A 13,385-nucleotide genomic window follows, 5' to 3' on the forward strand; every position below is an offset into this window, starting at 1 on the left:
CTTGGTTGTTAGCCTTGTATAGAATTACTTGAAGTGATGTGTTTAACATGAGTAATGGTATTTTCACGAGCCATTAGCGAAGTTGCCACTTTGTAATATGAGAAATATTGGCTGTTGGCGTACCAAATTTCGTTTTGATTTTTGGTATTGTAGTATTCCTTAAACTGTATACCGAGGTTGACCTTATCTATTTTGCTTTGTAGTGTTTTCTAGAATGATAATAGAGGGACTTTCCTTTAACCATTTTTTGCTTAATCCAGTGGTATCGTCCTTAGCTAAAAAATTCACATTGGAACCTAATGCAATGTCAATATCACCATCTGCATCCATATCTTCGGCATCCATAACAATCCATCTGCCTTTTGTTGATTCGGGAAAAGAAAAGGCCTCGAAAGTTAAATCTCCATTATTTTCTAAATACACAAAACTCTCTTCAGGATAGCTTACATAATCAGGGAAATAAGAAATTGTAGCAATGTCTAAATCTCCATCTAAATCATAATCGCGAGGCATCGCTTTATAGGCACCATTTTGCTGATAGAAATAGGCCTGCTGAAAATTAAGCTCGCCATCATTTAGAAAAATGTACACTCCGTGATAATCTTTTAAAATAGGAGTTATGTCCGCATTATCACCAGAAACATATATAATGTCATCAAATCCGTCATTATTGAAATCGGCCAACTCCATATATTGAGATCCATAAAGTGGTGAAAATGTCAACAATCTCTTCTTATTAAAAGTGCCATTACCTTGATTCTCATAGTAAAAAACACCTTCATCACCCTGCGACATTAATACGAAAATATCATCTAAACCATCATTGTTGTTGTCCTTTATAATGGCGCTAATGGCTCCAGGTTTTGTACTTAGAATGTTTGAGGTATAGCTGTCGTTTCCATCATTTTTATACCAAACGAGTTTACCGGTCAGATCACCAAATTCACAAGCAACAACATCTTCCAATCCGTCGTTATCTAAATCACCATAGGCCATAGAAACTGGGCGTTGTAGATTAGGTATAAGAACGCTTGGGTCTATATATTTTTTCTCTTTTTTATCGTGAACGATTTTATGAACCTTGCCATGCGATAGGTTGTTCGGAAATAAATTCCTTCCTATAGTGGTTAAAAATAACGTATCCAATTTTTCATAATAATTGACCGGAGACTCTTCCAGCTTCAAGTTGTAATCAAGCTCTAAATCAGAGGATAGATAGGTTAGAACATTTTTCCTGTCTTTACCATCGCCAAAGACAATACCTCGATTTTTAGGTAGAATCTTCACTAGGGTAGTAAGCGGTGGGCGATTGTTATATAATGCTTCCTTGTATTTAAAATGTTTTAGACCGATTTTGATTTTCTTATCATGAACTGGTGGCGTAATAGTGTCAAGGGCATTTTCTACATAATATTCAACTAATTTCATCCAATCAGCCTCAGCCAAAAGAGGCTCTTCGGGAAAAACATTTGCTTTTTGAATTACCACCCTGTTTTGTGGTGGCCCGAAAATGCTATCCGGTTGACTACTTCCGTTGTATATTCCCAACCTATTGCCCATGGCTGGTAATACATCGGTTTTCCAAATAGTTTTGGATAAATAGGAGGGCGGGACAAAAGCATGACAACGTGCACAATGTATTTCCGCCAATTCCTTCCCCGAAAGATTTGAAACTGGTAAATCTTCAGGGGAAGGTTTTTTAAACTCATTCTTTCCTGCACATGAAAAAAGTAAACATGCCAATATACATAATGCAACAAGTTTCTTCATAAATCCGGACTTTGAGCTTACCGACTACAAACGTAGGTATTATCCTTTATTTTATTCCATAGAGGGGACCATAAGCTTTACATGCCCTATAATCTTGCCCTTCCTTATCGGTTCCAAACGATGACCACAATGCAGGTCTAAAAACTGCACTCTCATCAACATTGTGCATGTTTACTGGTATTCTAAGCATAGAAGCTAAGGAAATCAAATCGGCACCAATATGACCATAACTTATAGCCCCGTGATTTGAACCCCAATTTGCCATTACCGTATATACATCTTTAAATGCACCTTTACCGGTGGTAATAGGAGCGAACCATGTTGTTGGCCAAGTAGGGTTAGTTCTATCATCTAACGTTTTATGCATATCGTCATCTAAAACTACTGTCCACCCTTCTGCTATTTGTAAAACAGGACCTATGCCTTTAACGAGATTGACTCGGCACATGGTTACGGGCATTTCTCCGGCAGTCTTAAACTGGGAGGAATAACCCCCTCCTCTAAAATATTCTTTAACGGCTTGTGGCCATTTGGTTGCATCCAGACACTTTTTAGCTTCATTCTCTGAAATTTCCCAAAAAGGTTTCATTGCCGGATTGCCGTCTTCATTTCTTTGTTGGGCAGTCGCGTCTAAGGTTGTAGATCCCGAATTGATTAAATGAATAATGCCATCCTTGGCTTTTCCTTTTAGCTCTTTTCCAGTTACCCGTTTTACAGATTCGGGGCTCCAATAAGTTCTAACGTCGGAGAAGATTTGAGCAGTATTGGTCAATAAGTGTCCGAAAAGCATGGACACGCCATTTAAACTATCGTTTTCTGTAGCCACCATAAATGCCTGTCGTATTCCATTCCAATCGAAAGAAGAGTTTAATATGGCTTCAGGAAAATCACCATTCGGCATATGATCGGTCCATTGGCGTTGCCCTTGAAAACCTGCGGCAATGGCATTTCTTCCAAAAGCTTCCTCTCCAAACCCCATTTCTTTTAATTTTGGATTTCCAATCATGAGGTCACGAATAATCAAGGTCATTTTAACGACGATTTTCCACTCCCATTCTTTCCTCTCCTTATCTCCTTTTAATGCATCAATATTATAGTCTTTTCCCTCTTTACAATTTTCATACGTCCATTGCAAAGCTTTTTCGTACTCTTCATGATCATAAATTTGCTCCTCAATTCTTCTAGTAACCTCTATTTGATCTACAAATTCAGTACGCATACCTAAATAATCATGAAAGAAATTCTGATCTACCATAGACCCGACAATCCCCATAGATGAATATCCGAGTGATAAATAGGACTTGCCTTTCATTTGGGCAACGGCCAGACCAGCCTTTACAAAACGTAGAATTTTTTCTTTTACGTCTTCATGAATTTCAGTATCACCGGTATCTTGCACTTCACGACCGTAAATGCTGAATGCAGGTAATCCTTTTTGTGCGTAACCGGCTAAGGCGGCCGCCAAATAAACAGCACCAGGACGTTCGGTACCATTAAAACCCCAAATTGCCTTAGTTGTATTTGGGTCAGCATCCATGACCTCTGTTCCATAGCACCAAGCGGGCGTAACAGTTAAAGAGACTGAAACCCCTTCACGTTCAAATTTATCGGCACAGAGGGCTGCTTCTGCAACACCACCGATATTCGTATCGGCAATTACACATTCAACTCTTTCGCCACTCGGAAACCTTAAGTTTTCTTCAATTAGCTTGGCCGCATTTTTGGCCATTTCCATGCATTGTAATTCAAGAGATTCTCTAACACCTCTTTCTCGTCCGTCAATTACGGGTCTGATTCCTACTTTTGGAAGTCTACCTATTAATCTATTGCTCATTTTTGGTTGCTTTATTTTTTATTTGAATCAAATTTTTCATTATCCCGAACATCTCTATTTTGATGCCTTCAATACCAAAAGCATCATGTAACTTTTTATAGAGATTATATATTTCATTATATGTTTGAACATTTTTCGCATTCGGAGTGTATACCTTTTCCAATACCTTGCAGCTCTTATCCTGAAGGGCATTAAAGGAAATAGGGGTGCCTTCTTCTGTATATGCCGCATGAGCACCAATTATTGCCGCACCTAATGCAACAGTTTCGTTAGAGGCTGCAATTTTCATGGGTTTGTTAATGACATCAGCATAGATCTGCATAAAAAGACTGTTCTTATGGGTAATGCCACCGCAATTAACAACCTCGTCGATGACTACCCCTTGCCTTTCCATATCTTCGATTATTGTTCTTGCCCCGAAAGCGGTACTTTCAATTAGAGCTCGATATATCTCAAAATCTTTAGTTTGTAGACTTTGGCCTATTATAATGCCCGATAGCATTGGGTCTGATAGAATCGAGCGATTGCCATTGTTCCAGTCTAACGCAATCAATCCACTTGAACCAACTTTTAATTTTTCGGCTTCTAGTGTAAGCTCACTATGGGATTTTTTGTTATTCAAGATAACTTTGACAAACCAGTCGAGTATATCACCGACGGCACTTTGTCCAGCTTCAATTCCATAATAACCAGGTAAAACTGATTCTTCTGCAACACTAGCTACACCCGTAATATTCGATTTACCTGAATTTAAATCGGCCAAAACCAAGTCGCAAGTTGAGGTTCCTATAATTTTGACCAAACTACCATTTTTTATCCCTGATCCGATAGCTCCAGCATGGGCATCTAAAATACCCATACCTATAGGTATACCTTCAAGCATACCAAACTCTTCGGCCCATTTTTTAGATAAAGTTCCGCTTGTGTTTGCTATTGAAAGAGTCTGTGCAGGTAAGGTTTGTAAAATTCTTAATAAAGAAGAATCTACTTCTTCTATAAATTGTTTATCGGGGAAACCACCCCATTCTTCATTGTACAGCCCTTTGTGACCGGCAGCGCAAATGTTACGTTTTACAGTCAAAGCATCATTACAACCAGTCAATATTGCTGGTATAAAATCACTTAATTCTATCCATGTAAATGCCGCATTGAAAACTTTTTCATCTATATTTTTGCAATGAAGTATCTTAGCCCAAAACCATTCGGACGAATAGGCACCACCAATTTTTTCGAGGTATTGAGGTCGGTTTTCAGTAATAGTTTCAGTTATGAATTCTGCCTCTGCGTGAGAACTATGATCTTTCCACATCCAAGCGTATGCGTTCAGGTTATCCTTGAATTCATCCAAGTCAGACAACGAAGACATCTCTCGCGTAACTGGCAGTGGAGTAGATCCGGTTGCATCTACACCTATTCCAGAAACACAGGCCATCTCTAAACCTAAAACCTTGTTTTGCAACATTGTTTTTTTTAATGCCTTTTTCATTGAACGGATATAGTCTGATGGTTTTTGTCTAGCCACAAGATTATTTTCTAGGGAAAGAAATATTCCATGTTCCCCTTCTTCGTATGCTTGATCTGTAGTATTTAGAACTTTTCCAGATTCTAAATCCATGGTTAAGACCCTAACAGCTGTTGAGCCAAAATCTATACCTAAAACGATTTTGTTTTGTGTCATCTATATTAAATGTTACAAGATTAAAAGAAGTATATGTATTGGAATATTAACTATTTATACAAAAATAATTCGAAAAAAATAGAACAAAGGTTAACATAACATCTGTTTGGTGTAAAATACTTTCATTGCCTTTTAATAGAAAAAGATATATTTGACAACGTGCTTTTTCTGGATTTGAAATTCAGTAATCAATACTTTATGTTTTTTTAATTTAAAATTTATAACTCCTTATGAGAAAAGCCCTATTAATTATAATTCTGTCTTTTTCTTCAGTATCTCAAGTGGTTGCGCAGGCCAATGAAAAAATTGCTTTTGGTCCTTATATTCAACAGATGAATATGAAAGATGCCATTATTAGCTGGTCTACGTTAGAAGGCGAAGTAATAATTACTGATGAAAATGGAAAAAAAGATACCATACGCAATTACAAGCAGCATAAGGTTCAATTGGCGGGGCTAGAGCCGAACAAAAAATACGCTTATGATGTACTGAATGATGGTTCAGATGAAGGTAAAGGCACATTAATGACTTATCCTGAAAAAGCTGTTCCTTTTAATTTTGTAGCTATTGGCGATACACGCAGCAGAAATAATGTACATAAAAAAATTATATCTCAAGTACAAAAACTGAATCCCAAGTTTATTGTGAATTCAGGGGATTTGGTGGAAAATGGATTATCCATGGGTGACTGGGAATCTTTCTTTGAGGTTAATGAAGATTTTATGCGAAATACACCTTATTATCCGGTGTTGGGAAACCATGAAAAAGATTCACCTTATTACTATGATTTTTTTGACTTGCCTAATAATGAGCGTTATTATTATTTTACGGTAGGTGATGCATTGTTTGTGGTATTGGATAGTGAAGGTTTACGAACCACAATACCTGCTTTTACGACCGATAATATGAAAGATGCTTATTGGGAGGAATCTGGGATCGATTATATGAAGACACAAAAAAAATGGCTTGAAGAGGTGTTGAAATTAAATAGACAAGCAGGTTATGTATTTATTTTTCAGCATTTGCCGCTTTATAGTGTGAAGAAAAGCCGCGTGGAAGAATCTAAAATGGTGCGTGAATTTTGGGGAGATATTTTTAAAAGACATGGTGTTCAAACATTTATAAATGGACATGATCATCATTATCATCACGCTTTAGATAATGGGATTCATTTCATTACTTCTGCAGGTGCAGGTGCGCCTTTATATGATATTGATGCAGTACAACCTGAAACGGTATCCTATAAAAAAATAGAACATTTCATGAATATAGAAGTGAATGAGAAAAAGGCTATTCTGCATGTAATAGATATTGATGGCAACGAATTTGATACCATAGAAGTTAAAAGAAGAAAAACAAAATAAGGGGGAGTCGAAAAATTGTTAAGATTTTTATTCACATCTACATGGTCGTGAAAAACATTTATTTTAAAATAGGCATTGATTATTTCAACGGGATAATACTTTAGAATTAACGGAATTTGAAATCTTTTCGATTTCATCCATTTTCTAATTATCGTTTAAATATTTCGATTTTTTTAAAAAATTGGTTGTTCCGTCAAAGTTGCTATTCTAGAGCTAATGATAGATAACCTATTTTACATTTTGACTTAATAAATTAAGAATAAATAGGTATTAATCACTTATTAGAGTTTGAGATGAGTTTTAAGTCATTGCCATAGCATTCATATTAATTATAAAAATCTACAAATGCGAATTACCATTCTAAACGTTTCTTTGCTAATAGGAGCTATATTTCAATTAAGCGCTCAGAGCGAAGAAGTTACTATTTCTATACAACCGTATTTACAGGACGCGACCCCCAACTCAATAAAAGTATCCTGGGAAACTAACTCTGGGGAGGAAAGCCTCGTGGAATTTGGTATAACTCCAAAATTGGGTCGAAAAGTTAAAGGGATAGCCTTTGATGTCAATTTTACTAGTGCTCGTATACATGAAGTTAAGATTGAAGGTTTAGATCGGTTTACGGAGTATTATTATCGCGTTAAAACCGGTAAAGCTGTATCAGAAATTTATCAATTTAAGACGCCTCCTTTTGCTAGTGATCATGAATCCTTCAATATGGTGGCCATGAGCGATATGCAGATTGATCATAACAATCCTGAAAAATGGGCAGAGGTAGTTAATGATGGGGTCTTGCAGTATTTGAAAAAGGAAATGAAAGGTAAACTGCCCGATAATTTAGCGTTGGTATTGATTCCTGGTGATCTTGTAGAGAATGGAACCAAATATGACCAATGGAAAAAAGATTTTTTTAATCCTGCTGAGAAATTGTTCAGTCAAGTGCCTGTTTATCCTGTGCTTGGTAATCATGAGAAAAATTCCACATACTACTTTAAATATTTTAGTCTTCCTGAGAACGGTTCGCCTGCCTATGCTGAGCATTGGTGGTATAAGGATTATGGTAATACTAGAGTAATTGGCTTGAATTCTAACGATGGCTATAGAGATATAAAAGAACAGTATGATTGGTTAGAGAAAGTTTTGGACGACACGAGCAAAAATCAAGATATTGATTTTGTGTTTGCACAATTGCACCATCCCTATAAGTCTGAGCTATGGATACCAGGTGAGGAGGAGAGTACAGGTAAAGTAGTACAGCTTTTGGAAAAATTTAGTAGCGAAACCGGTAAGCCTAGTGTTCATTTCTTTGGTCATACCCACGGGTATTCTAGAGGGCAATCAAAAGACCATAAACACCTTTGGATAAATGTGGCATCTGCTGGTGGGTCTTTGGATAATTGGGGGGAATTTGAAGGAAGGGACTATGACGAATTTACAGTGACTCAAGACCAACATGGTTTTGTAGTGGTAGAAGTGGATGCTAATCCTGACGATCCAAAATTTACGATTAAACGAATTAGTAGGGGGAATGCAAATGTTGTACGCAATAATGAAATGACCGATAGTATTACGGTATGGAGAAAAGAGCGAAAACCTCAAATGCCAGAGACTATTTACCCAATTAATGAAGTTGTCGATACCATGGGAATTGTACTAAAAGCTGGTAAATTTAAAAGTAACGGCAGTGGAGCTTTTCATGCGGCATCTAATTGGCAGATATCTACCTCCGAAGATTTTTCATCTATTGCATTCGAAAGCTGGAAACAGTTTGAGAATTGGTATTATTTGGAAAATAGACAGAAATCAGATGATCTTACCGATGAAAAAACCGAACGTTTGAAAGCAAATACAACTTATTTCTGGCGGGTTAGGTATCGTGATCAAAATTTGAACTGGAGCGTTTGGTCTAAAACTGCTACGTTTAAAACAAAAGAGTAAGGAAGCAAATATTTAAAATTCATCGCTTATTAATTATTCTAATTCTCAATAATGATAACCACAGTAATTTTTGATATGAATGGGGTAATAACTGATGATGAAGACCTTCATGAATTAGCTACTCAAAAAACTTTTGAAAAAGTTGGATTAAGTATAACACCTGATATATATCGCCAATATTGTCTTGGTAGAACAGATGCATCGGCCTTTGTTGATTTAATCGGTAATTTTCATTTAAAAGACCAAGAGGTAAGTTCTATTATAAATGATAAGTCAATCTTATACCAAGAGCTTATTGCTGATAATTTGAAGATTTATCCTGGGGTAATTAGATTGATTGAAAATCTCTGCTTGAAGTATACACTTGCGCTGACGACCAGTTCTACCTTTGAAGAAGCACAGACCGTTGTTAACCAACTGGAAATAGAAAACCTTTTTAAAGTGATAGTCAGCTCAAACGATGTAAAAAGAGGTAAGCCTGATCCTGAACCATACTTGTTAACGGCCGAAAAACTTGGAGTATCTAGTGATAATTGTGTAGTAATAGAAGACTCGGAAAATGGAATACGGTCTGCCATAGCTGCAGGAATGAAGTGTATTGCACTGCCCAATACCGAGAATCGTGATAAACTAACCTTAGCCCATTGCATAGTTGACGACTATTCTGAGATTACAGATGAATTACTACAAAGCTTATAGGCAGCTTTGTAATGAAATCATCATGTGCTAATTTAAATCTTCGATTACCTCAATAAGTGACTTATAAATGATAGGTCCCGTTTCAGGCCCAAGGGAGTTCCCTTCTCCATAGGTGTCTCTTTCATCATTGTATAAATAAGGTTTCTCAGTGTCCCACTCGCTTTTGGGAATAATGTATCCGATTTCATCATTTGAAAGACCTAGATAAAATTTGTATTTATCCTTTATAAAAGTCTGAATCGGCGGAGTTTCAATGGGCTGAATATCAAATTCCCTTCCTTCTGGTGCTTCAACACCACCAAAAACAATTTCTGGGTAAATTTCTCCCGGTATGCTAAGAAACATTGCGGGTCCTATTCGAATAGCGCCAACCTCTGTACGTGTCTTAAAATATTCGGGCATGCCCATTTTTATCAACCCTATTCCGCTTGCGATTTTAAATGTTGTATTATCTAATGGTGCAAATATCGTTTTAGCCCTTACCGTGATGTTAGAGGTTATAATCGTATCACCTTTTGTTCTAAGTGCTTCTAATGACATTAGTGCTATTTGGTCACCCAGTGCTTTTGTTTTTTCAAAACTAGGTTCTGAGTAGGCTGTTCCTGTAAAAGGATCCATAATAGAAATTGATGGGTGGGGTGCCATAAGACCACCGATCGCCCCAGTGAAATAAATAGCTACTCCACCTAATCCTTCTTGCATGAGTTGACTGTCATTGTACACCCCATTTTCAATAGCCTCTCGTACATAATGTGGAAAATCTGAACTTATTAATAGGTTATGACTCCAGAGGGTTTCGGGATGGTTTGACCAGTTGATAAGCGTACCCAATGTATTGTCAGTTTCTGCATCTAAGACCTGCATTAAATGAATTCCTGTGGCTTTTACGATGGGTTTACGGGTATCTTTAATAAGTAAAGAATCATTCTCTGTGAGATCTTCAGCAAAGACAAGCTTTGCTGGACGCAGATTTTTTGCAGCTTCAATTATGGCAGCCACTGTTTGTTCTTTTGCATATTCCATCATTTCTGGATTCACGCCAGAATTAAACATATTTTCTCCCCAAATACCCACTAGGTCATTACTTTCATGTGTATGGGTAGAAGAAAGAAGGGTGTAATCAATATTCAATTCTTTAGGAATCCGCTTTCTTATATCAATAACATCACCATGTAAAAAACCTATGGCATCCATAGAAATCATAGCAATTCTACTTTTTCCATCGTCTAAAACCATGACGCGTGACCAAACATCGTCATGTACACCTTGGGCAGGCTTAGCATTGCTCATACCTGCAATCCAAAAAGCATCGAACTTTCCGTTTTTGTTAATGTCGTTATACGTATCACCATCGTCCTTGTTGTATTTATTATCGGCATTGGCATCGTTCCAAGTATCAACAATGGTAGGTGTTATAGGTTTTTTTGCAAAGCCAGCTTGTATAGTGGTAGCATTTTGGTTTTCTAACCTTAAGTCAATCGCATAACCAGGTTGCCTATCCCTCCAGTTATACATAAATATTCCACCAATGACCAAAACGATCAAAAGGATTAACATGCCTAAAATTTTAAAAAACTTCTTCATAACCTTACTTTCTATAATCGTTTATCGGTCAATGCATTGGACAGCTTAAAGTTCAACTCCATTAAATAATCACCCATACTCGGGCCATACCACCCCATTAATCTGGGTTCGTATGAATCAAAGTAATAATACTTTTGTGGTACGATATATCCTAAGTATTGCCCATTAAAACTAGTTAAAGCAGAGGTGTAGCCTTCCAATTCTAAAGCGTTTTTTAAATCAATTCCGTATTCTCCGCTAAGTTCATAAGGCATAGCTAACCATATAAAATTATTCAATTTTAATCCCTGTAGATAAATTGGCCCCATCTCAGCCATTAGTTTTTTACTAATAAAGGGTGAAACCCGCAATCGGTCTGTAATATAAAAAGCCTGTAACTCGGGTATTTCCAATTCGCTGGTTATTCTAGTCATAGAAATTACCGAATCATAAACCATAGTACGTATCAAGGTCTTGGCCGAATCTGCTAATGTTTCACCTATGTATTGAGCCTTATCAAATTTTTCTCCTTCGCCTTTGTTTGAATGGCTACCTACAGTTCCTGCAAAGAATAGTGCTAAATCAATAGTATCGGATTCAAGACTCCTTTGAAAGTAACCAGGATAATCAGCACTATATGCATCGTTCCAAGTTCCAATGGTAGTGGCATGAGCACCAAATATTCCAATAACTGCTTTTCTACCGTTGTTTTGTACAAAAGATATCAGGTTCAATTTATCGTTAAGTCTACCTGTTTCGCCAATTATACGGTTACGGATCAAATTAGGTGTTTTTATATACCCATTTGAGAATTTTGAAGGTTTTTCATCTTCAAGGGCATTGAGAACAAGTTGTGTGAATTTTTTGCTCAGCCAGTCCACAACTTCAGGTTGATATTCCCCACCGAAACTTTTACCCACGAAACCTGGAATACAATTTCCTATACTAGAATGTGTATGGGTGGCGCCAAAAAATAATTGTTTTCTGTCTATTCTTCCTTTTAAATTTTCGGCAACTTTTAGTACTACTAATTCGGGAATAATAACCATATCAGCACTAATAAAGACCACCTCTTGACCTTCAACATTCAGAGCTATTGCCTTTGCGAAAATTGAATCGTGAACTCTTTTCGCTATTTGTCCGCTGCCATTGCCAGCCATTTTTATAGCATTGAACTCCCCTTTGGAGGGGTCTGGTTGGTCTTTTACAATTTTGGGCGTAATATTGATTTTTGCGAAACCTGCCAATAACTCACCTTTCGAGACTTTTATATCTTGAATTGCAGAATCCATTTTTTGAATGGTATTCTTGTAGTAGGTTGTTTCAAAATAGGGTGTAGTATCAATTGTATTGGTAGAAAAATAAAATATGAGCAACAGAATAAGTGCTAGTACACCTAGTACTCGAAATAACCTTCGCTGCCATTTTTTAGTTCGCATTTATTGCAATTTAGTAGGGTCTAAAACTATATACTTAACTGTTTTCCGATTCCAAGTATATACCAGATGTATTTTGCCGTCTTCCGCCTGAATAACTGTTGGATACGAATATTCTTCACCTTCTTTGTCTGTGTTTTCTCTTAACGGTTCTAAGTCAAGAACGCGTTTCCAGTTCTTTCCATTGGTAGATAGCGCAATACTTAATGGCACACGATCTCCCCAGTTTTTACCTGTTGGGTTATATACTAAAAACTGTCGACCATCTTTCAAAGTAACTCCATCTACTCCTGAATTCGGATTTGGAAGAGAAGTTGCGTCCATTTGACCCCAAGTTTCTCCATTGTCCGTTGACCAATTTTCACTTATTACATCATTTTTAGTTCGGCTCAACAATTGTACTTTTCCATCACCGTAATTTAAAACTACTGGTTGAATGGCTCCGAAAATTTCAGGGTTGTTTAATGGCCCTGAGCTTGTCCAGGTCTTTGCACTATCTCTGCTTGTTTCTATATGAATGGTCCAGTCCCCATCTGTAGTTTCATTACTTGATGGTGAAAGTATGACCCCATTAGCCAATTGAATTGGTTGATTTTTAATTGGTCCCAGTATACCATTTTCTAATAGGGTAGGTTCTGACCAAGTTTCACCATCATCAATAGAAGTCATTTGAAGACCCCACCATTCTTGCGGACTACGTCCTACTTTATAAAACAGATATAAAGGTTCTCCTTTAGGTTTGAACAGAACTGGGTTCCAGCATGGGTATTGGGTGCCATCTGTTTGTATTCCGTTTACAACTTCTTTGGGTGTTGACCAGCTGCCATCGATTTTTCTAGAAACCCATATGCCTACATCTTTATTTTTTTCTTCAGTACCTCCAAACCAAGAAGCGACAACTACACCATTACTAACTTCAACTGTAGATGCGTGGCATTCAGGAGTTAATGCATCTTCTAGTTCGTAGATGAATTCTTGCGTAACCACCGCTGGATGGATAATAGGCATAACTTCAGGTAGTTGAAATGCTTTTTCCTTGCAAGAAAAAAGAGTGACTAAAATAGCAAATAAAAAAGCTGTTCTCATAAAGGTAAATTTAATAT

9 protein-coding genes are annotated in these 13,385 nt (G+C 37.0%); 3 read left to right on the forward strand and 6 right to left on the reverse strand.

The features are described 5' to 3' along the window. Positions 1–183: 183 nt before the first annotated feature. Genes AAC084_RS09975 through AAC084_RS09985 form a run of 3 tightly spaced genes read right to left on the reverse strand, consistent with a single transcriptional unit; the run spans position 184 to position 5,282 of the window. Complete coding sequence (locus AAC084_RS09975) at positions 184–1,770, reverse strand: VCBS repeat-containing protein (RefSeq protein WP_339840031.1); 1,587 nt, start codon at positions 1,768–1,770, stop codon at positions 184–186. Between the two features lie 46 nt (positions 1,771–1,816). Next, positions 1,817–3,604 (reverse strand): L-fucose isomerase, encoded by a 1,788-nt coding sequence (locus tag AAC084_RS09980; RefSeq protein WP_339840032.1) that lies wholly within the window; start codon positions 3,602–3,604, stop codon positions 1,817–1,819. Continuing rightward, a complete protein-coding gene (locus AAC084_RS09985; protein WP_339840033.1) occupies positions 3,594–5,282 on the reverse strand; it encodes a ribulokinase in 1,689 nt (562 codons plus the stop codon). The genes AAC084_RS09980 and AAC084_RS09985 overlap by 11 nt, the downstream gene beginning before the upstream one ends. Before the next feature lie 230 nt (positions 5,283–5,512). Here AAC084_RS09985 and AAC084_RS09990 point away from each other — a divergent pair, with 230 nt between their 5' ends. From AAC084_RS09990 to AAC084_RS10000, 3 genes are all read left to right on the forward strand, one after another. Continuing rightward, positions 5,513–6,646, forward strand: coding sequence for a metallophosphoesterase (locus AAC084_RS09990; protein ID WP_339840034.1), 1,134 nt, complete (start codon positions 5,513–5,515; stop codon positions 6,644–6,646). A gap of 345 nt (positions 6,647–6,991) precedes the next feature. Continuing rightward, complete coding sequence (locus tag AAC084_RS09995) at positions 6,992–8,584, forward strand: fibronectin type III domain-containing protein (RefSeq protein ID WP_339840035.1); 1,593 nt, start codon at positions 6,992–6,994, stop codon at positions 8,582–8,584. A 51-nt stretch (positions 8,585–8,635) separates the two neighbouring features. After that, positions 8,636–9,283: an HAD family phosphatase gene (locus tag AAC084_RS10000; protein WP_339840036.1), complete on the forward strand. Its 648-nt coding sequence runs from the start codon at positions 8,636–8,638 to the stop codon at positions 9,281–9,283. Positions 9,284–9,310: 27 nt separating this feature from the next. On the opposite strand, the gene AAC084_RS10005 is transcribed toward AAC084_RS10000, so the two are convergent. Genes AAC084_RS10005 through AAC084_RS10015 form a run of 3 tightly spaced genes read right to left on the reverse strand, consistent with a single transcriptional unit; the run spans position 9,311 to position 13,368 of the window. Beyond that, entirely contained in the window at positions 9,311–10,867 is a 1,557-nt protein-coding gene (locus tag AAC084_RS10005; RefSeq protein WP_339840037.1) for a hypothetical protein, read from the reverse strand. Positions 10,868–10,878: 11 nt separating this feature from the next. Continuing rightward, positions 10,879–12,285: a hypothetical protein gene (locus AAC084_RS10010; protein ID WP_339840038.1), complete on the reverse strand. Its 1,407-nt coding sequence runs from the start codon at positions 12,283–12,285 to the stop codon at positions 10,879–10,881. Then, the gene (locus tag AAC084_RS10015) at positions 12,286–13,368 is read right to left on the reverse strand and encodes a sialidase family protein (RefSeq protein ID WP_339840039.1); all 1,083 of its coding nucleotides are present in this window, start codon (positions 13,366–13,368) and stop codon (positions 12,286–12,288) included. Positions 13,369–13,385: the final 17 nt, after the last annotated feature.

Source organism: uncultured Maribacter sp., assembly GCF_963977385.1.
GTDB lineage: Bacteria > Bacteroidota > Bacteroidia > Flavobacteriales > Flavobacteriaceae > Maribacter.